This is a genomic window from Arthrobacter sp. E3 (genome assembly GCF_017353415.1).
In the GTDB taxonomy this organism is placed as follows: Bacteria; Actinomycetota; Actinomycetes; order Actinomycetales; family Micrococcaceae; genus Specibacter.
Window position 1 is genome coordinate 95711 of the sequence record NZ_JAFMPX010000003.1, and the last position, 24095, is coordinate 119805.

Consider the following 24095-nt stretch of genomic DNA (forward strand, 5'->3'; position numbering starts at 1 on the left):
ACGCAATAGCGGCGCTGTTTTCTTCTACCTCAGGGATGAATCAGGGTTCATTCAGGGTAGTCCAAACGGATGACCCAGTAGTTTTGGCCTTTACACTTGCCGCAGCTGGTTGCTGGCATCACTCAGGGTAAATACCCTGAACTGCATACTTCCACGCCTCAGCGGGTAGCCCGGTCCAGGCCCGGATGAGGAAGCGGCTTGGCTGCAGGAACCGTCAGAATAGATGCCACAATCGCCACCACGATTGCCAGCAGTGCCCAGCGGATCGTCACATGGTCACCTAGGAAGCCCAACAGGGGCGGGCCACCAAGAAACGCCACGTAGCCCACCGTGGACACCACGGATACACGTGCGGCGGCTCTGGCTGGATCATCGGCAGCCGCGGACATGCCCAGTGGGAATCCCAAGGCCGCACCGGCACCCCAGAAAACCGCGCCAAGACCTGCCAACAGCATGTTCGGGGCGACGACAAACAACACAAGGCCCAGCAATGCGGCCCCGAGGCTGCCGAACAACACCCGGACTCGGCCATAGCGGTCAACAAAGCGGCCTCCGAAGAACCTGAACAAGGTCATGGAAGCGACGAACACGGCGAACATGATGGCCCCGCCAGCTTCTGTGGCACCCATGCCGTCAACGGTCGCCTTGGCAATCCAATCATTGGCAGCCCCTTCCGTCAGGGCAGCCCCGAGCACCACCAATCCCACCAGAAGGGTGCGGCTTTCGCGCCAGGCACTGAGCGTCTTGGATGCGCCAGCCGGTGTCCGGGTTACTCCATGCACAACGGTCTCCTCCGGCAGGAACATGCTGGGCACAAAAATCATGGCCACCACCACGGCGATGACAATGGCCAATAAGTGCACTGACATGCTCACATGCAGCGCAGACAGTCCGGCACCCACAAGGGCCCCAACGAGGGCGCCTCCGCTAAAGCCACCGTGGAACTGCGGCATGATGGTCTTTCCCAGTTGGCGTTCAACAGCCGCACCTTCAATATTTTGCGCGACGTCCCACAACCCGATGCCCACGCCGAAGAAGAACAGCCCCACAGCAGTGAACGGGACATGGTGCTGTGAAAGTGCCGCAGCAATTATGAGCCCACCAAAGGAGGACGTGAAGCCGCCCACCCGGATGGTGCTTGCCGTTCCTATCCGCCCCACGACCGTGCCCGCCAACGGCAGGGCGATCACAGATCCGGCGGCAATCGTTAACAGCAGCAGGCCCATTTCCCCGGCCGTCAACTCAAGAATCCTTGTGACAGCTGGAATTCGGGCAGCCCAACTGGCGAACACGAAGCCGTTGATCGCAAATACGGTAAAGGTGGCAAAGGTCGCTCGGCGTATTATTTGCTGGGTCATGGTGCACTTACTCTTTAGTTCAGGAGATCAAGGTGGCAGGGCAGAGGCTTAGCGGGCGCGCTCGACCCGTTTTTCGTCCCAGACAGGCTCTTCCGACTCGTAGACTTTGCCGTCGGTACCAAAGACCAGGAATCGGTCGAACGATCGGGCAAACCAGCGGTCGTGGGTCACGGCTAACACTGTACCTTCGAAGGAGTCGATGGCCTTTTCCAACGCTTCGGCCGAGTGCAGATCCAAGTTGTCGGTTGGTTCGTCCAGCAGAAGCAGTGTAGCCCCGGAAAGTTCCAGCAACAGAATCTGGAACCTTGCCTGCTGTCCGCCTGAGAGGGAGTCGTACTTTTGCTCGGAACTGGACGCCAGGCCGTAGCGGTCAAGGGCCCCTGCGGCAGCTTCGCGACCCAATCCGGAACGGTGTTCATCGCCGCGGTGCAGGATGTCCAGCAGCGTCCGGCTCAAAAGGTCCGGCCGGGCGTGGGTCTGGGCAAAGAATCCCGGGCGGATGCGGGCGCCAAGTTTGACCGAACCTTCGTGGGGCACGTGCGCAATTTCGACGTCGGACACCGGCTCATGTTCTTTGTCGGGGTCGGATCCCCCCGCAGCCAACAGGCGCAAAAAGTGTGACTTTCCGGAGCCGTTGGAGCCCAGCACGCCGACCCTGTCACCAAACCAGACCTCGGTGCTGAACGGCTTCATGAGCCCCGTGAGTTCAAGCTTGGTGGCAATGATGGCGCGTTTGGCGGTGCGTCCGCCCTTGAGTCGCATCTTCACGTTTTGTTCGATGGGCAGGGCCTCCGGCGGGCCCTGTTCCAAAAATTGTGCCAGTCTCGACTGGGCTGCTTGGTAGCGGTTGGCCATGTCGGAGCGGAAGGCGGCCTTGTTTTTGTACATGTTGACGAGTTCCTTGAGCTTGATGTGCTCTTCGTCCCAACGCTTGCGCAGTTCCTCGAAACGCGCATTTCGGTCCTCACGCGCCTTCACATAGGATTCGAAACCGCCTCCGTGCGTCCAGCTGGAGGCACCGTTGATGCCGGGTTCCAGCGTGACAATTCTGTTCGCAGCATTCGCCAGCAGTTCACGGTCGTGGCTGACAAACAACACCGATTTGTTCGATGCGCCCATTTTTGCTTCAAGCCAGCGCTTGCCCGGTACATCAAGGTAGTTGTCTGGCTCATCGAGCAGAAGCACCTCGTCAGGGCCAGCAAACAAGGCTTCCAGGACCAAGCGCTTTTGCTCCCCGCCGCTGAGGGACGCTGCCTTGCGGAACTGGGCCGTGTAGAAGTCCAAGCCCATGGCAGCCATGGTGACCTCGTCCCAGGTCGTTTCCATTTCATAGCCGCCAACGTCGCCCCAGTCGGCAATGGCTTGGGCGTACGCCATTTGGGTTGGTTCGTCGTCGCGCTCCACCATGGCCAATTCCGCGTCGTCAACGGCTTTGCCCGCTGCGGCAATATTCGGTGAAGCGACAGAGAGCAGCAAGTCGCGGACCGTGCTTTCATCGCGGACCTGACCCACGAACTGGCGCATGACGCCCATGCTCCCGGAACGCGACACGGCACCCTCATCTGCCTTGATGTCCTGGCAGATAATGCGCAGCAGGGTTGTTTTGCCCGTGCCATTCGGGCCAATCAGGGCCGTCTTGGTGCCGTCGGAGACGCGGAAGTTCACCCCGTTGAGGAGCTGGCGGCCGTCGGAGAGAAAATAGTCAATGTTTGCAACGTCAATGTGTCCCACCCTTTAAGTCTCCCATCCCGGGAGGCCGACGTGCACCGCTTGTGTAGGGACGCATGACGGCGACTCCAGTTGAAGCACCAGGGGCCCCTTCCGCGTTCTGCAGAAGGGGCCCCTGGTCTTGCTACCCGGCATTTGCCGCCCGGCCTTCACTTGCCTCTCAACACCGGGCTGTGCTGCTTCTTATGCCCGACGGCGGCGGGTGATTACCAGCGCCACACCACCTCCGAGCACCAGCAGCAAGGCGATGCCTGCCGGAAGCAGGACCTTGGCACCGGTGCTGGCAAGGTCATCGCCCTGCCCGGCGTTGCTGCTGCCGGCTTTATTGCTTCCGTTGTTGCCAGCGTTGTTGTTGCCAGCGTTGTTGTTGTCGGCGTTGTTGTTGTCGACCGTTGCCGCCGTGATCGCAATGGCGGTACGGGCCACAACAGTGCCCACCTGCTCCAGCGTCAGCTCATGCGCACCGGTGGCAAAATCAGCCGGAATGCTGGCTTTCACTGAGGCCGTGCCGTCGGCAGCTGCCTTCACGGTAGCCAGTTGGACCGGTTTCGAATGGATCCACAGCTCGTAAGCTTCACCGGCAGCCAAGCCCTTGGCCGTCACTGTGACATCCGTACCGGCAGCAGCCGTAGCCGGTGCCGACAAGCTCGGGGTAGCCGGTTCCGGGGATTCACCCGGAGCAACCACAGCATCCACGGTGGAGGCCGCCATCAAGCCGGCCTTGTCTGTGGCACGGTAGGCGAGCGACACGCCGTCGTCCCCTGCCTTGACGACACCCGTGTACGCCTGCCACGTCGCACCACCATCGGTGGAGAACTCCACCGATGCAACGCCGGAACCGGCATCCGTTGCATTCACCGTGACGGTGCGCGCATCAGCATCAACACTGGCCGAAACGGCAGGCACCTGCGTATCCACCTTGAATCCGATGGTGGACTTGTCTTCTTCGATGTTGCCTGCGTCGTCGCTGGAGCGGTACGTGAAGCCGTTCTCGCCCTCGGGGAGGGTGACGGTTTCGGTGTACTCCGTCCAGGGGCCGGCACCGATCCGGTACTCGGTCTTGGCAATGCCGACGTTGTCGGTGGCGCTCAATGTGACGGTCGGAGCCGTCGTGTACCAGCCGCTTGCGGCCGGAGTGGCCGGATCCACGGTTGCCGTGGTGACAGGGGCAATCTCGTCGGCTGGCTCGGCCTCCGAGCAGGAGATCTTCGCATCGCCCCACACGCCGTGGGCGCCGCTGATGGCACCTTCGGAGATCGGGTCAACACGTAGTTCCAGGTAGGAAACGCCCGTCAGGTCAAGATCAATCGACTCGGGAGCAAAGCCACTGACATACGTACGGCTCTGGTAGAGGACCTTTCCATCGCCGACGACGGAGAAGATGATCTTGCCGGCAAAGTCGCCTTCAAGGCCAATTTCACTGGTGAAGCGGCTGCACTGCCCACCCACGTAGTAGCTCACATTGGATGGCGCGTGCACACCAAGGCCCTTCTCGTACGTGTGGACGACCGTCTCTGCACCGGACTTGTCAACAACGGTCAACGGAGCATCGGGTGAGTTCGCGGCATCCTTGTTCGCCACGTCTTTACCGATGACGCCGTAGCCGTTGCTGGCCGATACCCATTCCAGGTCCGAGACAAACGCGTCGGCACTGGGTGCATCGGGCAAGGGGAAGTTCGCCACCTTCCAGTCAAACACCTTCACGGAGTTCACCTTGGGCATGGTCACCGAGGCCAGTGTCTTGGCCGGCAGTAGGCGCACGGTTCCTGAATAGATCTGGTATCCGTAGTCCTTGTATTCCGGGTTTGCCGCATTGGACTGGCTGTTGCGTCCGAACAACTTGATCGCAACCTTTGCCCCTTGAGTGTTGCCCTGGGGCAACCAGTTCGGGAAGTAGGTCGATTGCTTCTGGACGGTGCCATCCGTGTACGTGATGGTGAACTCGGGGGAGGCACCCGAACCGCTGTTGGATGACCCCAAAATCGCCAAGTCTGTCCCTTGACCGGAGAGGGCAATGGTCTGCCCGTCCAGGACGACGGCATTGTTTTTATCTGCTCCCACCTCGGGCCACGTGTAGTTGACCTCGGTGGCCAGACCGGCATCCACGGTGACGGTGGATCCCGGTGTGACGCCACCGGCGGGAATCGGGGCCGTCTTCAGCTGTTCAATGCTGTAGGACGCGTTGCCACCGTCGAAGTTGCCCAGCTTGTCCCCAAACGATCCGTTGGCAGTGGTGACCGAGATATTGTTGAACGCCCCGGCGAGTGAGCCGTAAGCAACATACATCTGGTTCGCACCGGAAACTTCCTGGCTGGCACCCTTGGCGTCCTTGTAGCTTGCCTTGGCACCGACCGTTTGCTTGCCGGCGGCAGAGTCCGCCCCGGGCACTAGGTCAAACGTTGCTTGGACGGTGGCACCGGGAGCAACCGAGGCCACTGTGGCACCCTTGGCGTTGCCGACGGTCCAGCCCGTGGGAACAACAGCGCTGATGACAACATCGGTCTTGGCATTGCTGCCGGTGTTCGTGAATGTCGCCGAAGCTGATGTCTTGTGACCTTGGAAGACCTTGTCCTCCAAGGTCATGGCAACTTGTGCAGCCAATGCATCGGAGTCGGTGCCGCCAACGGCGGAGGTGGCCTTCAAGGTCACCGTGGCCGAGGCGGCCGAGGGGACCTCTCCAGCCTTGACATGTACCGTGCCGCCAGCGTCAGCGGCGTCGTAGTACCAGCCTGTCGAGGCTGTCGTGAACGCAGCCGCATCTGCAAGCTTTGCCAAGGTCGTGGCGCCAACGATCACGGCCGAGGGCTGTGAGCCGCTGTGGACTTCGAGCTTGTACGGACGGGCGCCAGCCTTGCCCGCGTAGTCGCCGTCGCGCTTGCCAATGGTGACAACCACGTCGCCGCCATTCTTGGCCGGGGCCGTGACGTTGAAGTTCTGCGTGCTTGACTTGCCAATCTGGTACTCGCGGGTAACCTTGTCATCCTCGTTCAATGTGAAGGAGGAATCGCCCGAGGGGTAAACATCAACCGTGAGGGCGGAGTTTTCCGGTACGAGGGAAGCGTTGCGCTCAATGAGGCCCTTGGGCACCACTGCACCGGCACGGACGAACATCGGGAGCGTCTCCAACGGCGCGTTGTAGCCGTTGAGAACCTGGCCGCCTTCGTAGAGGGTGCCGGTCCAGTAGTCCACCCACTGGCTGCCGGAGGGTAGGACAATTCCGTTGCGCACATCGCTGCTGGTGGAAACGGGTGCCACCAAGTAGTTCCCGCCGACCATGAACTGGGTTTCGGATTCCTTGGTGTAGGAAAGCGGATCGTTGGGGAATTCCAACGGCATGCTTCGCATCATGCCGACGCCGGTGTTGTGGGCATCAACTGACAAGGAATAGATGTAGGGCATCAGTTCCTGGCGCATCTGCAGGTACTTGCGGTTGATTTCCGTTGCGGCGTCACCATAGAGCCACGGGCGCTTATCCACGGCGGCCCAGCCACTCATGGAATATAGTTCCGGGGCTAAAGCCTTCCACTGCAGATCACGGACGTAGCTTTCCGTGCTGCCGCCGAAGATCCCATCAATGTCAGAAGTGGTGAAGGCCTGGCCGGAGTTGGTTGCGCCGGCCATTGCCGGGACTCCCCAGCGCGCCTGATCCAGGTTGCCGGAGTGGTCGCCCGTCCACTGGACACCACAGCGCTGCGCACCGGCCCACCCCTCAACCATCAAGGTGTTGGCACGTCCGCTGGAGTACTCCTCGATACCGCCCTTGGCACTCTCACAGCCCGTCAGCGCCAGACGGTAGCCTTCACCGACCCAGGCAACGTCAAGCTTGCGCATGGCAATGCCGTCGGCGCCAACTTCCTGTTCCTGTTTGGTCAGCGACCGTTGGGTCCACAAACCGGTTTTGAGGTCGGCTTCGGCCTTGATGGCCTTGACCGTGTTGCCTAGGCCCTTGTCGGTGCTGTTTGCGTCGTAGGGTGCGTTTTTGTCGTAACCAGCCGCGTCCGGGGTGTACTCACAGCCGTAGCCGTCATTGACGATCATCCAGCCCGCGGGCATGTCGTTGGCCTTGAATTCCTTTGCGGTTTTTACTGCGTCAAAGGTGACCTGCTTTGGTGCATCCGGGTTGTTGAAGCCCGAGGAAGAGTATGTGGGGCTGGAACGGTTGTAGCAATCGGCGTCGCCGTACTCCAGGCCGTATATGGGTGGAAGGTTGGGGCGCCCGGTCAGCTTGGTGTAACCGTCCAAGCTCTGCTTGTAGTCACCGACGAAGTAGTAGGCGTCAAAACGCTTTTCCTTGTGTGTAGTGGTTTCATCGTTGGTGAACGTGTAGGAACCCTGGGCAAACGTGTTGCGCAAGACACCATAGCCGGCGCTGGTCATGTAGTACGGCACGGCGTTGGGGTGGCCTTCGTCATCCCAGTCATAGTTGTTGGAGATGTTGATGGAGGAGCCCGTGTGGACCACACGGCCGTTCTGCATGCCGCCGCCCAGGAACTGCTCACCTGCGAGGGGCTTCAGGTGCTGTGTCGTTGTTGCTGAACCGAAACTCAGTGCGGAAGATTCCTGCCACACGACGGAGCCATCGACGCGCTTGAGCGTAAAGGCGCCCGTCGATTTCTTGACTTCAAGCTTGACCTTGGTAGTGGCCACCGTAATGACTCCCCCAGTGTCGCTCACGGTGACCGTGCCGGCGTCAAAGTCGCCCTCGCCCACCACGATGTTCGCAGAGCGCTGCACGTCGGCCGGAGACGCTGGAGTGTTGGCCGGATCGGTAAAAGTTCCTGTCGGGGTCGCCTCCAGACGGAAGTTTCCGTCATCGAGGAAAGTCACACGAACCGCACCGGTTGCAGGGCTCAGGCTGACAACATTACCGGCCTGACTGAACGTGCTGATGGCTCCGAGGGTGGTTCCGCTCTGGTCCACCAGCACTTCCGGAGTGATGTTGGACGCCGAAATGGGTATTCCGGGAGCTGCCACTGCGGCTTGGGACAGTGCCAATACAGGTAGAGCGCCTACTGCAAGCAGCCCGGCAAGGGCAACGGCAACGGCACGTTTGCCCATCTTTCCGCTGTTGGGCGGCTTTGCCGGTGACCCTGTTGGTTCCTCTATGTGTTGCAACGGCATTCGAACTCGCTTTCGACCGTGACGAACATATATGACTAAAAGATCAAAGAAATGATCATTAACGTTCATCAGAAAATGTGACGTGGCTCAAGTCTAGAGGAGTTGTGATCCATAACACACAATATTTCTGCAAAATTTCAAGTTGTTTTCGCGGGTCATCGGAGCGAGTTCCGTCCATTGAAGTTATCCATCACAATGACCCGGTCTTCGGCACACTAAAGCGTGTCAGGCGGCTGCGGGCAGAAATGATCGGCCTGTCTCCGCAGGATGGCGTCTGGGAGAAGGGCGCAAGGTGCCACCTCGATTGTTCTATGGGCGTTGGCGCTTCTGCGTTGTTCTTAGAGCGGTTCAGCCACACCAGAACTTGCCGAAAATCTGCCGCGGCCGCGCAGCACTCTCGCTACGTCGGCGTTGAGGACAACACCGCCCCCTCAAGGTCACTTATCAGCACGCACGGCCAGTCGCGGGGATTGGTGCCTTAGCTCAAGGGGTTGTCGACGCGGGGAGAGCGGACGACGTAGTGGTGGCAGCCCACGACGCGTCCCCCGTCCCTGTAGGAGTGCCCGATTCCGTCGTCCAAGGCTCCACTGCGGCAGATTTCGACGCCCCGGTGATGGCCGCCGGGGCGGCGGGCTCCGTAGTTTCCGGGGCGGGTGTTACGGGTGCCGTCGTTCCAGGTTCCGATGTATGCGTCGACGGTTCGATGGTCGGCCCAACCGTCACGTCAGGCGTCGTCGGGTCAGTCGGCGTCGGCGTCGGCGTCACAGCAGGCGTCTTCGTCGGTGACGGCGTCACAACAGGCTTCGTAGTTCCCGGCGTCGTCGTCCCGGGTGCCGTAGTTCCCGGCACCGTCGTTCCCGGAGTAGTCCCCGGCACTGTGCTGGGCTTCGTTGACGGGCTGGGAGCTGAGGAAATACTCCCTGCCGCCTTGATATCGCTCGCTACCTTGTCAGCCTTGTCCTTGGCAGCCTGCGCCTTCGCATTTTCATCGGCAGAAGCAAAGCCTGGCATGGTGAAATATGTGGACGAGTTGCTGACGTCGCTCGGAGCGTGGATGAACGTGCCTACGGACGGATTCAGCGCGCTGATCATTTTTCCATTGCCAATATAAATGCCAATGTGCGACCAGTGGTTTGGGCCGTCAGGATTTTGCACCACAATGTCCCCGGGCTGAGGATTGGAGGTTTCCACCATCGGCATCCACTGCTCCGTCCGAGGCAGCGCAACGCCAGCCTGCGCGTAGGCCCACTGGACAAAACCAGAGCAGTCCCAACCGTATTCAAAGCTGGTGCCGCCCCAGACGTAGGGATGGCCCAGGCCTTGGTAGGCAGCAGCAAGGATGTCTTTGCGCACCTGAGAGATGAGTTCCGCGGAGATTTCCGGGATGGCTCCTCGCATCGCATTGACTGAACGCGCAAGATGGGGGGTGTTGCCGTTGGGATCCGTCAGGTCGAATATCTGCTTGGCGGCCGGCTTGTTGGCCTGAATCAAGGTATTTGCGAAAGACAACTTCACGCCAAGACCCTGAGCGGCAAAGGAATCGAATCCAGCTGGTGAGGCCACTTCCACAGTTGCGGCGAGCCGAAGACTCTCCTGGGAGCTGACCGCTGCTGCAGCGTCCCCCGTGGAAGTATCAGCGTACCCAGCCCCCACAAAACCACCCGACGCAAGCAGGGTGCAAACGACCGCCATGCTCAACTGGTACGTCCTTGACTTGCCTCGCGAAACCTTCACCGAATTTCCCCCTGCTTCCTTGCACGCGGTAATCATGAGCGTACGTCATTTTCCTGAAATTTCATGGCATTTTTTCGAACGAACACAAAGTTTCAGAATCACGCACGGCATCGCCCCGTACGCGACATATGTTATCCATATCACAGTGTAGGGGAAGAAGATCTTGGCCGCATCCACATGACACAATCTTGACGCTCCATGACGCTGAGCTGTTGTAGCTACCCCGCGCTGCGGATGATCCGGCGCGAAACAGCGACGGAAATAGCTGCTGTTCTGTTATCAACGCCCAACTTGTCATAGATGTGCACCAGATGCGTCTTAACCGTTGCCTCAGAGATGAACAGTTGTTTCGCGATCGCCTTGTTGCCCATGCCTGTGGCCAGCAGCTCCACCAGTTCAACTTCCCGGGCGGACAAAACAGGAGCTGGGTTGCGAATCCGGCCTATAAGCCGGGCAGCCACTTCAGGAGCCAGTGCCGTCTGCCCGGCAGCCGCAGACTGCACAGCCGCACGGATCTGCTCAGGTGGGGCATCCTTGAGCATGTAGCCACTAGCTCCAGCCTCAACTGCCGCCAAAATGTCGGCATCCGTGTCATAGGTTGTCAAAATCAGCACGGGAGGGGCATCGGGCAGCAACTTGATGGCCTTCGTGGCACTCACACCGTCCATGCCATCCCCCATTTGCAGATCCATCAGGACAAGATTCACCGGCTCACCCAAGGCATGCAGGCGCTGCACCTCTTTAATGGCCGCCCCTCCTTCAGGAGCCTCGGCCACCACCGTGAACCCCTCAAATTCAGTGAGCATGGCACGCAGGCCAGCCCGCACCACGGGGTGGTCATCCACCAATAGAATCCGAATTTCGCTCATGCTATTTCCCCCTGCCCTGCATTGGTACCCATCCCCAGCGGTAGCCGGATGGCCACCACCGTCCCTTCCCCTGGGGCCGACTCAATGGCCAGCGTTCCGTGCTGCGCCAGGACGCGCTCGTGCAGCGACTGCAAGCCGAAGCCGCTCCCATCCGCCCTTTCGGCCACCGTGTCCGCAAGCTTTTCCGGCTCAAAGCCACGCCCGTCGTCGAACACGTCAAGGGTCACTTCGCTGCCCAAAAACGCCAGACTGACTACGGCGGACCCCGCCTTCGCGTGCAACCAGACATTGGCGAGGCTCGCCTGGGCAGCGCGCAGCAGCGTCACTTTGTAGGGTTGCGGCAAATCGACGGGCTCGCCGTCGAGCCTGAAGCTGCAACGCAATGAGCCCCCGCGCGCGGCAGCCTCACGCTGGGTTTTGGTGCATAGTCGGGACAAACTCTCCACCAGGGACGCCTCGGCAAGGGCCGGGGCGGACAGTCCGCGTACGAAGTTCCGGGCCTCGGCCAAGTTCTCCGCGGCTGTCGCCTCAATCATGTCCAAGCTCTCCTTGCTCGATTCAACATCCCCGGAGTTCAGGCTGCGCAGGGCAGCCCTGGAGACCAGAATGATGGAGGAAAAGCCTTGGGCCAAGGTGTCATGGATTTCCCGCGCCAGCCGGGCACGCTCAGCCAGCACCCCGGACTCGTGTTGTGTGGCCGCCAGTTCTGCACGGGTGCGTCGCAATTCGTCTGCGGCACGGCGCTGCACTTCACCCTCCTGGTACAACAACAGGTATGCCTTTGACGTAACCACCGCGAAGGCCGCCCCAAATAGTGGACCCACAATGACCGGTAGCGGAGGAGCGCTCGCGCCGGTGGACATCCACTGCGCAAGGATTACCCCCACGGTCATAAGCACCACCATGCCGGGCCCCACCCATCGCGGAAGCAGGTGCAGGTGCAGGAAGAACAGCGGGAAAACAAGCCAGGAAAAGTCAACCGAACCGAGCATGAGAACAGCCCATATGAGTGTGATCAACGCCAGCCACACGACTGCGAAGCGCCGCGGATTCCTTTCCAGGGCACCAGTTGAAAAACGCTTCTCTGCCACAGTTCCCACCAGGTAGACCACGGCAAGCAGAACGGAAAGTGCAATGAAGAAGTAGCGCCCGTTCCGCCCTTCCGGTTGGATCAGAAGGCGTAGAACCCCTACTGCCAGCAGCCCGGCAAAGCCGACATGCAAGGTGACGCGCAGGAATCGAAGGATAGTGCCACTCGTCACGGGCGAGGCATCCACGGCAGACATGCCATCAGCTTATGTGGTGGCATGCCCTTGCGGATCAACCAAATGGTTGACGAGCGGCTCAACCCTTTCGCAGCGACCGGATCAACCAACCCTGCGATGGATTCGGCTGCGATTCGCGAGATCGTGGAATTACAAGTTCGTCCACCCGGAAAGCAACCCTTTTCGGCCCATGAAAGTAGCTGCACATGTTCCTCGCGATCCGAGACATCCGCTTTGCCAAAGGACGGTTTGCCCTCATGGGCGCCGTTGTGGCCTTGATCAGCCTGCTTCTTGTGCTGCTTTCCGGACTCACAGCCGGGCTGGGCAACCAATCAACCTCGGCGGTAGCTGACCTCGGCAAGGCATCCGGCACCCCAGTGAGCCAGTTGGTGTTCGGAGCACCAGCAGCAAACGATGCCAAGGTCTCCTTCACTGAGAGTCAGGTCACCCAAAGACAACTCAACACCTGGGCAGGAGAAAAAGGCATTGCTTCGGCCGTGCCGCTGGGCATCAGCCAAAGCCGCTTCCAAGGCGCAGGCAACAGCAAGGGCATTACCAATGTGGCCGTGTTTGGCGTTGGGGAACCAGCTGTCGGCGAGCAGGGCGCGCATGCCGGGATCGCGCCGTCGGACATCAGTGACTCAACCGTTGTCATTGGTGAAAGTGTAGCCAAACAGCTTTCGCTTACCACCGGGGATGCTGTCACGATTGCCGGGAACGCGCTGAGCGTGGGCGTTATTGTGCCCGACCAATGGTATTCACACAGCTCCGTGGTCTGGACAACGCTTTCCACGTGGAAGAAGATAGCGCATCTCAGCGATCCGGAACAGCTGGCAACGGTGCTCGCGGTGACTTTCGAGAAGGGTACCTCCGTGGATACGGCGCAGATCAACGCAGCAGCGGGCACGGCCAGCACTACCCGCAGCGGCTCGTTCCAAGGGTTGGGCGGTTACAAGAGCGAAAACGGCTCCTTGCTGATGATGCAAGCATTCCTCTACGGCATTTCTGCCCTGGTGATCGTGGCATTCCTGACCGTCTGGACCGTCCAGCGCACCCGTGATATCGCCGTGCTCAAGGCCATGGGCGCTTCCGGCAACTACCTCCTGCGCGATGCCCTGACGCAGGCCGCCATCGTGCTGCTGGCAGGGGCCGGCATTGGCGGATTGGTGGGAGTGGCCGGTGGAATCTTCGCCACACAGGCCGCCCCGTTCCTGCTCACACCGGCAACCACAATCCTGCCCGTTGCCGGCATCTTCGTCTTGGGGCTGGCGGGGGCGGCACTGGCCGTCCGCAAAGTTACCCGAGTCGACGCCATGATCGCCCTGGGCGGGAACTGAACCGCGGACCACAAGCACCGCCTGCCCCCACTCTCCCACTCTGAAATATGAATCGTTAAGGAATCAACCATGACTGCCCTGAACCTGATCAACGTGACGCTGCAATACCCTGACGGTGAGGGGCTCATGACGGCCTTGGACGCCGTGGACCTCGCCGTCCAACCTGGTCAGTTCGTTTCCCTTGTCGGACCTTCAGGGTCAGGCAAGTCAAGCCTGCTGGCCGTAGCCGCCACCCTGATCAAGCCCACCTGCGGACTCGTGATGATCGACGGCGTCGACGCCACGGCACTGTCTCAGAAGGAGCTATCCATCCTACGCCGGGACAAAGTGGGCATCATCTTCCAGCAGCCAAATCTGTTGGCCTCGCTGACAGCCGCAGAACAGCTCATCATTACTGACCATCTGCGTGGAAAGTCCCTCCGCAACGCTGCCGCCAGAGCCACCGAGTTGCTGGAGTTGGTGGGGCTGGCCGATTCAGCTGGCAAGCGGCCACACCAGCTTTCCGGGGGCCAGCGGCAACGCGTGAATATTGCCCGCGCTCTCATGGCCCGGCCCAGGATCCTGCTGGTTGATGAGCCCACGGCTGCGCTGGACCATGCTCGCAGCGACTCGATTGTCCGTTTGCTGCGCGAGGTTTGTGACGAGTTCAACGTGGCCACCGTCATGGTCACCCATGACACAGAGTTCGTCCCCCTCACCGACGCCGTGGCCAGCATGCGCGACGGCGTTCTGACGGCCCCTGTCCCGGCTGCGGCAGGTGTCGGCACGCAATAGGAAGAGCCGGTGCCCAAATGCTCTTGGCAAGTGTCTCGGCAAGCCTGCCGCCACGAAGGGCGGGAATGCCTGCCCATGCAATAACATAAGGGAAACGCACGTCTAGACCAGCGCGATCGGAGCCACCCTCATCATGAAACGCATTGCAGCCCTTGCCGGCGGCCTTCTTCTAGCCCTTACCATCTCCTCCTGCGGCGCAGCAACGGGCCCCGCGGGCACATGGGGCAATGGGTACAACACGGACAAGCAGCCCTACCTTGAGTTGGCTCTCGGCCAGGAACAAGACGCCAACAAGGCCGGTTTCCTCACCGGCAGCGATGGATGCAACCGCCTGTCCGGTCAGTGGCTCATGATCGACGGCGAACTCACGTTCCCGCAGCTCGGTGGCACCCAGATGCACTGCGAGGGTATGGACACGTGGCTGTCCAAGGCCGCTGGCGGCACCATTTCCGGCGACGTTCTGACCGTCACAAACTCCACCGGAGCAGTCATCGGCACGCTGGACCGCCGCAACTAATGCTTCACTACAAAAGCTGCCTGGCCCTGTTGTAGGGACCGGGCAGCTTTTGGTTTAATCACAACGACTAATTAGCACGCTTACTCACAACCCAAGGCTGGGCACAGGCAGGGTAAAAGTGTTCTTCAGTGCAGACCGGGCAGCAAACCAGCCCGCCATGCCGTGCACCGCGGGGCCTGGCGGGGTTGAAGCGGACCCCAAATACAGTCCGTCTGCAGGAGTCCGCCACGGGTCGGTCGAGACGACGGGCCGCTGGAGCAACTGCTTCAGCGTCACCGCACCTGAAGCGATATCCCCGCCAATGTAGTTCGCGTTGTAGCCAGCCACATCACGAGCGGTTTGTACGCTGCTAGCCAAGATCAGGTCCCGGAAACCGGGGGCATGCCGTTCCACTGCGCGGACAATGTCTTCCGTGCAGTCCCGTGTGGAGCCTGCAGGAACATGGGTGTATGCCCAAAGGGTGTGATGTCCTGCCGGAGCACGGCTGGCATCAATCACACTGGCCTGCACTGCTAGCACATAGGGATTCTGCGGGTTCCGTCCAGCCAGCACTTCTGCTTCAGCCAAGGCTATTGCTTTTCTTGATCCTCCCAGGTGGAGGGTGGGCGCCTTGGCCAGTTCTGCTGCCGTCCATGGCACGGGTCCTGACAACGCAAAGTCCACCTTGCACACGCCCGCCCCGTATTTAAAAGATTCTAACTTGCGTATATATCGATCCGGTAATTCTTCGTGAGCCATGGCAGCTAATACTCGTGGTGTAGTATTGCAGATGATGGCCTTGGCACCCGTGGCAGACCTCAACTCGGCGATGCTTTGTACGTGCACACCCACCTCAATCCGACCGCCATGGGCTGTGAAGTCCTCGCCAAGAGCCTGCGCGATCGCAGCGGATCCACCTCGCGGCACCGGCCATCCTTGTGCATGGGCCAGCACTCCCAGGAGCAGCCCGGCCCCGGACGTGGCCAAAGAAGGCAGTCGGCCAATGGCGTGCGCGCCAACTCCTGTCAGCATGGCCGGTGCTACGTCACCGCGAAACCCGAGGTTCCAGGCGGGCGATCCTTGGGCGAGTGTGCGCAGACCAAAGCGCAGGGCCGCCAACGGATCTTGGGGAACGCGCAGGAGCCCGCTCTGGGTGAAGTCAACGACGCCCCCCAGACGGCGCAGCAACGGTTCCATCAGGGCGCGCCACACACGGCCATCCACACCCAGTCCAGCCACCGTGCGGTCCAGATCCCGATAAGCGATCCCGGCGCGTCCACCGTCGAGCGGGTGCCCGTAGGAAATCTCCGGCACCAAAAGCTCAATTCTGCGCTCAAGCTCGAAGGCTTTGAAAAAGGGAGATGCCAGGGCCATGGGATGCACGGCTGCGCAAACGTCGTGAAGGTAGCCGGGAAGGGTCAGCTCCTCAGTGCGGGTGCCGCCGCCTATCGACTCGGCGGCTTCGAAAAGCTGCACCGTAAGCCCTGCACGGGCCATGGTCACAGCGGCCGCCAGTCCGTTGGGGCCTGAACCAACCACTGCGACGTCACTCATGTTAGCCGCGCCCCACGCTCTTCAGCAGATTCACATCGGCACTGTTCCCCAGCGCTGCCTTACCGTCAACGAGCGAACCCTGCGGGTCCGTGGGCGGCCCCATCAGGTCCCCACCCTGAGGATCCTCGAGACCGCCGCTACGCACCACGTCATGGCCCGGATTCATCATGTCGCGAATGGTCAGTCCGATGAGGCTACAAGTGGCCAGCCCTGCAATCAGAGCTGCGAACAGGAAATATGGGGTGTCGATGGCATGTTGGTTGCTGATGTCGCCAAGGACTTTGCTACGGAAGAGCATCAAGGCGATAAAGTGCGCGATAACTGCCCCCTGCCACAGCAGCACCGGACGCCAGCGGGGCAGGGCGAGAGCAACCAGCGGCAGTATCCAAACGGCATGCCATGGTTCGGCGTTCTTGCTCAGTACAACAAAACCTGCAACTGCCACGAAAGCCAGTTGTGCCACACGCGGCCGTTGAGGCGTATACAAAGCGAGGGCCACAAGGCCCAGTATCAGCAGCACCAGCAGGACCGCGGCGGCAGTATTGGTGGTGGAAACGTCCATGGCCGGCCAGCCCAAGCGCCCGGCAACCAGGTTGTAGCCGCCATACAGGGAGGATTCTGAAGGTGCAGCGGCCCACAAATTCTTCACATGGTCAGGGAACGCCCTGGGGTTAATGGCCATGACGGGAGCCAAAACCAGCAACCATGCAATCAGGGAAGCTGCGAACATCTCCAGCATTTTCGTGACCCGGCCGGCACGAATCCCCAGAAAAACCAGCGCCAGCACGATCAGGATTGGGTACGGTGCGGCCATGCTGGCCACTCCCAACACCGCTCCCGCCAGAAGTGTTCGACGTCGGGCAAAAAGGTACAGCGCAAGGCTCACCAGGGCGGCAGCCCAGAAATCCCAGCTCACATAGGCAACGAGGATGAGCAGGGGGCTGGCAGCCACAATGGCGGCATCCCAGATACGGCGCCCCGCCGTGCGGGCAACGACGATGACCGTGAAGATCCATGCGACTGCAACCAAACCTGCGTTCAAGTCAAAGAATGCCAGCTGACGCAGTGCTCCGTCACCGGCCCCCTGGGTCAGGGTTGCTGTGATCCCGGCAATCCAACCAGCAACCACGGAATGTTCAAAGGGGGAACCTTGGCTGAAGAACGGGAACAAGCTGCCTAATTTGTCATCGCCAAAAGAGTTGGGAAACACCGACCAGCAGACAGTTGAATACTGGTCAGGCGTGGTCCAACCCGAAGTCCGGCAGTGAGATTTCGTCATGACGGCGATGATCGCCGAAACAGCAGCCATCAAGACCAACACGCGCTCCACAGTGAAAAATCCGGGGCTCACCGACCCAGGTGCTGTGTGCTTTCCCAGCGGACCGCCCACTGGCTCCGTCATGGTGCGCAAAAGTGGGTCACTGCGTGAGGGCACCACTATGGGATGCCGGGTGGAGGTCCCCGAGGCCTGTGATTCGTGCATGCACACGAGCCTACCGGTTCACTGCCTCCTGGCCCATCGCCTCACAGCGAATCCCGTGGCTTTCAAACTACAGGCCCCACTGCTCCACGGCAGGAGTTTTCTTGTCCCAACCCAAAGTGCACACTTTGGCCGTGCCCAAAACAAAGTGGCGGCCTTCCCCGCCCGGTAGTCCTAGCCAGCGTGCTGTGAGGATGCGCAGGAAGTGGCCGTGCGCCACCAGCAGGACGTTGGCTGGTTCGCCGTCTGCCCGCTGTACGGCCCGCACCCGTGCAACAATTTTGTCGGCGCGCGCCTCCACCTGTTCCAGCGTCTCACCGTTGGGCACGCCGTTGTCCCAAATCAGGTATCCGGGATTTTGTGCCCGAACCACCCCGCTGTTGATGCCTTCATAGTCGCCGTAGTCCCATTCCACGGCGTTGGGTTCAACCTCCGCCTCGGGGAAGCCTGCCAGCGTGGCTGTCACGTGCGCCCGCTGCAGTGGCGAGGTCAGGACCAAGTCAAGGTCGACGTCGGACAAGGCAGCCCGTGCCGAGCGGGCTTGAGCTTCCCCCACCTCCGTCAACGGCAGATCCGTCAAGCCCGTGTATTGGCCGCTGCGGGACCATTCAGTCTCACCGTGGCGCAGCAGCCACAGCTTGGGGCCTCCCGGGACGGGTGGTGCCGGGGTGATCTCTGTCTGGCTCTGGCTCATGGTGTTATATTCCAATCGACGAATATTTTTGTAATGTGCTCTCAGGCGGGCTGGGATTCGGGTTGTTCCGCCCACCATTTCAGCAATTCTTCCCCTGCTTTGGCAGCACCCAGCGGCCCGTGTTCCATGCGCAGTTCAAGCAGGAAGTTATAGGCACGCCCCACCACGCGGCCAGGTTTGATGTCCAGCAGGGCCATAATGGCTTCGCCGTCTAGATCCGGGCGAATGGCATCGAGTTCCTCTTGCTCGGCCAGCACGGCAATGCGCTGTTCAAGGTCGTCGTAGGCGAAGGCAAGCCGTTCGGCTTTGCGCTGGTTGCGGGTGGTGACATCGGAACGCGTCAGCCGGTGCAACCGTTCCAGCAGTGGCCCGGCATCCGTTACGTAACGGCGCACCGCCGAATCAGTCCAACCGGCTTCGCCATAACCATAAAAGCGCATGTGCAGCTCAACCAGGCGGGAGACGGCCTTGATCGAATCATTGTCAAAGCGCAGGGCCCGCATCCGCTTAGCCGTCAGCTTCGCACCAGCCAGGTCGTGGTGCCTGAAGCTCACAGCGCCGCCCGGTTCAAAACGGCGGGTCTTGGGCTTGCCGACGTCGTGCATCAAGGCAGCAAAACGCAGCACAAAGTCGGGGCCTGGAACGGGACCATCAGGCCCGCTCTCCAATTCTGCCGCCTGCTCCAAAACCTGCAAAGAGTGCTGATAAACGTCCTTGTGGCGGTGGTGTTCATCCGTTTCCAGCTGCAGTGCAGGTATTTCCGGCAGCACCAGGGCGGCCAGCCCAGTCTCCACAAGAATGTCCACGCCAGCGCGTGGGTGTGCCCCGCAAATCAGTTTCACAAGTTCGTCACGGATCCGCTCAGCGGAAATGATGCTGATCCGCCCCGCCATGTCAGTCATCGCCGCAACGACGACCGGAGCCAGCGTAAAACCAAGTTGGGAAGCAAACCGTGCTGCACGCATCATGCGCAGCGGGTCGTCCGAGAAGGAGTCTTCGGCCTTGCCGGGGGTACGCAGCAAACCTGCTGCCAGATCCTTTGCACCGCCAAAGGGGTCTATAAGTTCCATGGCGGGCAGCCGCAGCGCCATGGCATTGACGCTGAAGTCGCGGCGCTGCAAATCCTCTACAAGGGAGGTGCCAAAGGCCACCACGGGCTTGCGCGACTCAGGGTCATACGCTTCAGCACGGTAGGTGGTGATCTCAATGAGCAGCACCTGCTTGTTCCTGTTGCGCTTACGGAAGCCGATGGTGCCAAAGTCGCGGCCCATCTCCCAGTGCGAATCCGCCCACTTCTTTGCCACTGACAGAATTTCTTCAGGGGAGGCATTGGTGGTGAAATCCAGATCCGGGGAAGTACGCCCCAGGAACAAGTCACGGACAGGCCCGCCCACAAGGGAAAGCTCGTAGCCGGCGTCGGCAAAGAGCCGTCCCAGTTCGAGAACTACTGGGTCAAATTTCGAAGTATCGAGCACTAAATCCATGGTTCCTTAACAATGCCAGACTTTTGCCGCTGGACTAGTGCCGCTGCCGTGCCGCACCCGGTGACACCCCCAAAAACTTCGGTTTCCGACCTGTCATCATCCGTGGACAAAGATAGCTAGAGTGGACTCCATGGTTCACCCCGTGCCCCGCGCGCCGAAGAGGAACCCGTTGCCGTCGGCAATGGGGCAGTCTTCCGCGCCTACAGCGCCCAGTGTTCCAAGCCAGCTGCCCACGATTGAGGAAATTTCCGCAGGTGGCGTCGTCGTTGAAATGCACGACGGCGAACCCCGGGTTGCGATCATCGCCCGCATCAACCGCGGTGGCAGGCTTGAGTGGTGCCTACCCAAGGGGCACCCAGAGGGTGCGGAAACCCATGCGGAAGCTGCTGTTCGTGAGATCGAAGAGGAAACCGGCATCGCAGGGGATATTTTGGCCCCGCTTGGCAGCATTGACTACTGGTTCACTGTCAGCGGCCACCGGGTCCACAAGACAGTCCACCACTTCCTGCTGCGTGCCACCGGTGGTTTGCTCACCATTGAAAACGATCCCGACCATGAAGCCGTCGACGTCGCCTGGGTGCGCATCGATGATCTGGCCAAGAAGCTCTCCTTCCCCAACGAGCGGCGCATCAGCGACCTGGCCCGTGAACTGCTCCCGGAATATTTCTAGGGAACTTTCCTCCTACCTTTGTGAGCCCTTGCCAGCAGTCACTAAGCCAGCAGTGAGATGATGGGACACAATGTCTAACGATGAACGGCTCAGCAACTCGCCGAAACCCGCAGCAGCCCCACCTTTGGCTGCCCAGCCCAGTACTAAGGCACACGCCTTGACCGTCACCTCGAACCGCGGCCAAACGCCATCGTCCGTGGTTGGCCCAGTTACACCCACCATGGATGTGACAGGAGCCACCGGAACCAAGGCAGGCACACTGGCACCCAGCAGTGCCAGGTCCAGTGCAACCATGGCTATCGGCACGCTGGCGTCACGTATTTTGGGTTTCATCAAAGCCATGATGCTCGGTATTGCCATTGCCGGCACCGCCATCGCCACGATTTTTGAAGGCTCCAACTACCTTCCAAACCTGATTTTCCTGCTTCTTGCCGGTGGCGTGTTCAATGCCGTGCTGATCCCGCAGATCGCCAAGGCCAGCAAACAACCGGACAAGGGCACAGACTTCATTTCACGGCTCCTCACCTTGGGGGTTGTGGGCCTGCTGGGCATTACAGTCGTGGTCATGCTACTGGTGGGGCCCATCCTGGGGCTTTTCACCTCTTTCAGGGGAAGCGAATTACAGCTGGCTATCACTTTTGGTCTGTTCCTGCTGCCCCAAATCTTCTTTTATGGGCTGTTTTCGCTATTGGGCCAGGTCCTGAACGCCCACAATGCCTTCAAGGCCTATGCCTGGGCTCCCGTCGTCAACAATGTGGTGGCCATTGCCGGGCTGCTCGTATTTATAGTCATCTCCGGCAGTGCCGTCTCAACACCTCACACGGTGGAAAATTGGACCATCGGCCAGACATGGATCCTTGCCGGAACGGCCACGTTGGGCATTGTGGCGCAATCGGCTGTGCTCATTATTCCCGTCCACCGGCTCGGCCTGAACCTGCGGCCCAAGTTCGGATTGAAGGGCACCGGCTTGGGGGCCACTGCCAAGGTTGCTGGCTGGACCATGGGCACCATGATCATCGGTAATTTGACGTTCCTTGTTATCCTCCGCGTTGCCACCATCCCGCTGGGCGGCAGCACAGGTGGGGACCCGGGAATTCCGGATATTTTCGTTCTGAACCGGGCCACCGAGTTGTACATCATGCCGCACTCAATTATTGCCCTCTCCATTGCCACGGTGATGTTTACGGCCATGGCCCACGCTGCGGCACGCAAGGACATGTCTGGGTTGCGCACCTCGTTGGCGGGGGCCTTACGCACCACGGGCATGGCCACGGTGTTTGCCGGGATTGCGCTCGTGGTCCTTTCAGGTCCGCTGGGCATGCTCTTTAGCGGTAATCAGGAAACAGTGGGACGCCACGTGGCGATCACACTGGCCATTCTGGCCGTCGGGGCACCTTTCTACAGCATCAACTTCATCCTCAACAGGGTCTTCTACGCACAGGAAGACGCCCGGACACCCTTCACCATCCAATGCATCATGGTAGGGCTGGGTCTCACCACCGCCCTGCTCGCAAGCCTGCTCCCGCAGGAATGGATCATTTACGGGCTTGCAGCCAGTTACACTCTTAGCAACGTGGTGGCACCCATAGTCAGCCACATCTTCCTCAAGCGGAAGCTCGGCAACTACGGCGGCGGATTGATCATGCGGGCCCACATGCGCTTCCTAGTGGCGGCCCTGGTGGCCGGAATAGCCGGGGAGCTGACCTTGCGCCTGTTTGGCAGTGCCTCAAGTACCGGTTTCATGTGGACGTCCATTGCCGCTTCCGCCCTGGCGTTGGCCGTGGTGGGGACGCTGATGGCGGTCATCTACATCCTGATCCTCAAGCGCCTGCGCGTCGACGAGGTGGACGCCCTTCTCAACCCCCTGCTGGGAAGACTCCGAAACCGCCTCCCCTAGGCTAAATTCTGCCTGAAAGGTGCAATGCACGTCCACGGGTCGAGACAATTTGAAGCCAACAGCACCCGGCCGATGCGGCAACCATGGTTCTCGCAGCGTTTTCCTATAGAATCAGTCCAAATATGGCTTCGTGTGTATGACTTGCACGGGCCCCATGCATGTAAGAGGAGGATTTGGTGCCACAACCCATCGATGTGGGCTCCATCCTAGGCGGGCGCTACAAAGTGACCGGCCGCATCTTGGCTTCCGCCGAGAATGACATCATTCTGGATGGTCTGGACCAAATCCTGAATCGCCCTGTCAGCATCTTGGTTTCTGCCGTTGAAAATACAGCGAACCTGACCCAGAGCGCCCGAGACGTTGCGACGGGAACACGTCTTTCCAACGTCTCAATTCTAGATTTTGGCATTCAGGACGATGCCACCTACCTCATTGCTGCTCGGACCTCGTCAGCGGATCTGCTGGACCTTGTTGTCCCCACTGAACCCCAGGAAGATGTCTACCAGGAACCGTTCTTCACCGACACGCTTGGTACCGAAATTTTTGGTAGGGCACGTGACGCCGCACCCGCAGGCGGAGCATATGTCTACGATGACAATTCTCCGCTAACCCCGGCACACCCGCTGCCCAAGGTCGTGCACGACGCACCCCATTTCGCGCCCCCACCCATGCCAACCAAAGCACCGGCAACACCGAAGACCACCCCGGGTGCCGCCGTCGTGATTCCAGTTGCCCCTGCACCACAAGCGGCCCCCACACCGCAAACGGAACCGGAAGCACCTGCATCCAAGGTGACTTTGTGGGCTGAAGAGGACTACGGCTTCATCAACGAAGACTCCCAACGGGACGCAGCGGATGCCCGCCGCCCCGGCACCTTTCCAGCGGAATTCCTCAGCGCCAGCGATACTTACGGCCAAGATGACGGGCCCTCGGAACCAGATGATGATCTGGAAGAGGACGACGGAAACGCTCCCCGTTCGGGCGGACGCTGGCTGACCGGGGCAATCGTGGGCGTCCTTCTGATTGGAGCCCTCATCTTCGCTGTGCAACACATAAGTGGACTGTTCAACGGTGGTGAAAATCAGGCTGCTACTACTACCTCCGCCCCTGCGTCACCGCAAGCCAGTGACAAGCCAGCCGCCACGGATGCACCACCACCGCCGGCAGTTGTTGCACCCGTCATCACAGGCCTGACAGATACTACAGTCTTCGCCCCTGGTGTCCAGAACTACGCTGAGACGTTCTTCCCACGCCTCAAGGACGCCATCGACGGGAACAAGGGCACATATTGGCCTACAGTGGAGTATTCCAACGCCGACTTCGCAGGTCTTAATGACGGCATCAATTTAGTTGTTGCATTGAAGGAAGAGTCCACCATCAGTTCCGTGAGTATCAGCCAGCTGGCCGGAACGGGTGGGCAGTTCAACATCTTGACCAACTCCGCACCTGAGCTGCAGGGCGCCACGAAGATTGGGAGCGGCTCTTTCAGTGCCCCCGACTTTACACTCACAGCTGCCCCCGGAGTAAAGGCGAAATATGTGATCATCAACTTCACGCAGCTTCCTAAACTTCAGCCGTTCGTGACTTATCCCTATGGTTTAAAGATCACCGAGATTAGCATCAAGTAACACGTC

The 24095-nt window shown here is 60.3% G+C and carries 16 protein-coding genes; 6 read left to right on the forward strand and 10 right to left on the reverse strand.

Annotation, left to right across the window (positions count from 1 at the left end; genetic code table 11):
- Positions 1-158: 158 nt before the first annotated feature.
- From JMA46_RS02535 to JMA46_RS02560, 6 genes are all read right to left on the reverse strand, one after another.
- Positions 159-1358, reverse strand: a complete 1200-nt coding sequence (locus tag JMA46_RS02535; RefSeq protein WP_207343723.1) for an MFS transporter — start codon at positions 1356-1358, stop codon at positions 159-161.
- Between the two features lie 48 nt (positions 1359-1406).
- Positions 1407-3089, reverse strand: a complete 1683-nt coding sequence (locus JMA46_RS02540) for an ATP-binding cassette domain-containing protein (RefSeq protein ID WP_207343724.1) — start codon at positions 3087-3089, stop codon at positions 1407-1409.
- Between the two features lie 180 nt (positions 3090-3269).
- On the reverse strand, positions 3270-8144 hold the full coding sequence (locus tag JMA46_RS02545) for an NPCBM/NEW2 domain-containing protein (RefSeq protein WP_207343725.1): 4875 nt from the start codon (positions 8142-8144) through the stop codon (positions 3270-3272).
- 546 nt (positions 8145-8690) lie between these two features.
- Complete coding sequence (locus tag JMA46_RS02550; RefSeq protein WP_247646974.1) at positions 8691-9977, reverse strand: C40 family peptidase; 1287 nt, start codon at positions 9975-9977, stop codon at positions 8691-8693.
- Between the two features lie 182 nt (positions 9978-10159).
- Entirely contained in the window at positions 10160-10810 is a 651-nt protein-coding gene (locus tag JMA46_RS02555; protein ID WP_207343726.1) for a response regulator transcription factor, read from the reverse strand.
- Positions 10807-12096 (reverse strand): sensor histidine kinase, encoded by a 1290-nt coding sequence (locus tag JMA46_RS02560; protein WP_207343727.1) that lies wholly within the window; start codon positions 12094-12096, stop codon positions 10807-10809. Before JMA46_RS02560 ends, JMA46_RS02555 begins: the two co-directional genes overlap by 4 nt.
- Positions 12097-12281: 185 nt before the next feature.
- Here JMA46_RS02560 and JMA46_RS02565 point away from each other — a divergent pair, with 185 nt between their 5' ends.
- The 3 genes from JMA46_RS02565 to JMA46_RS02575 all read left to right on the forward strand — a co-directional run bounded on the left by JMA46_RS02565 (position 12282) and on the right by JMA46_RS02575 (position 14703).
- Positions 12282-13412, forward strand: coding sequence for an ABC transporter permease (locus JMA46_RS02565; RefSeq protein WP_207343728.1), 1131 nt, complete (start codon positions 12282-12284; stop codon positions 13410-13412).
- Between the two features lie 69 nt (positions 13413-13481).
- Positions 13482-14186 (forward strand): ABC transporter ATP-binding protein, encoded by a 705-nt coding sequence (locus JMA46_RS02570; protein WP_207343729.1) that lies wholly within the window; start codon positions 13482-13484, stop codon positions 14184-14186.
- Between the two features lie 133 nt (positions 14187-14319).
- Positions 14320-14703, forward strand: coding sequence for an META domain-containing protein (locus JMA46_RS02575; protein WP_207343730.1), 384 nt, complete (start codon positions 14320-14322; stop codon positions 14701-14703).
- A gap of 84 nt (positions 14704-14787) precedes the next feature.
- Here the strand turns inward: JMA46_RS02575 and JMA46_RS02580 are convergent, their stop codons facing one another.
- The 4 genes from JMA46_RS02580 to JMA46_RS02595 form a co-directional block, all read right to left on the reverse strand.
- Complete coding sequence (locus JMA46_RS02580) at positions 14788-16236, reverse strand: NAD(P)/FAD-dependent oxidoreductase (protein ID WP_207343731.1); 1449 nt, start codon at positions 16234-16236, stop codon at positions 14788-14790.
- 1 nt (position 16237) lies between these two features.
- Complete coding sequence (locus JMA46_RS02585) at positions 16238-17719, reverse strand: glycosyltransferase 87 family protein (protein ID WP_207343732.1); 1482 nt, start codon at positions 17717-17719, stop codon at positions 16238-16240.
- A gap of 67 nt (positions 17720-17786) precedes the next feature.
- Positions 17787-18410 (reverse strand): histidine phosphatase family protein, encoded by a 624-nt coding sequence (locus JMA46_RS02590; protein WP_207343733.1) that lies wholly within the window; start codon positions 18408-18410, stop codon positions 17787-17789.
- 41 nt (positions 18411-18451) lie between these two features.
- Positions 18452-19894: a CCA tRNA nucleotidyltransferase gene (locus tag JMA46_RS02595; RefSeq protein ID WP_207343734.1), complete on the reverse strand. Its 1443-nt coding sequence runs from the start codon at positions 19892-19894 to the stop codon at positions 18452-18454.
- A gap of 130 nt (positions 19895-20024) precedes the next feature.
- Between JMA46_RS02595 and JMA46_RS02600 the strand changes: the two genes are divergently transcribed.
- From JMA46_RS02600 to JMA46_RS02610, 3 genes are all read left to right on the forward strand, one after another.
- On the forward strand, positions 20025-20564 hold the full coding sequence (locus JMA46_RS02600) for an NUDIX hydrolase (protein ID WP_207343735.1): 540 nt from the start codon (positions 20025-20027) through the stop codon (positions 20562-20564).
- Positions 20565-20634: 70 nt separating this feature from the next.
- Positions 20635-22461, forward strand: a complete 1827-nt coding sequence (locus JMA46_RS02605) for a lipid II flippase MurJ (RefSeq protein WP_247646975.1) — start codon at positions 20635-20637, stop codon at positions 22459-22461.
- A 176-nt stretch (positions 22462-22637) separates the two neighbouring features.
- Positions 22638-24089 (forward strand): hypothetical protein, encoded by a 1452-nt coding sequence (locus tag JMA46_RS02610; protein ID WP_207343736.1) that lies wholly within the window; start codon positions 22638-22640, stop codon positions 24087-24089.
- Positions 24090-24095: the final 6 nt, after the last annotated feature.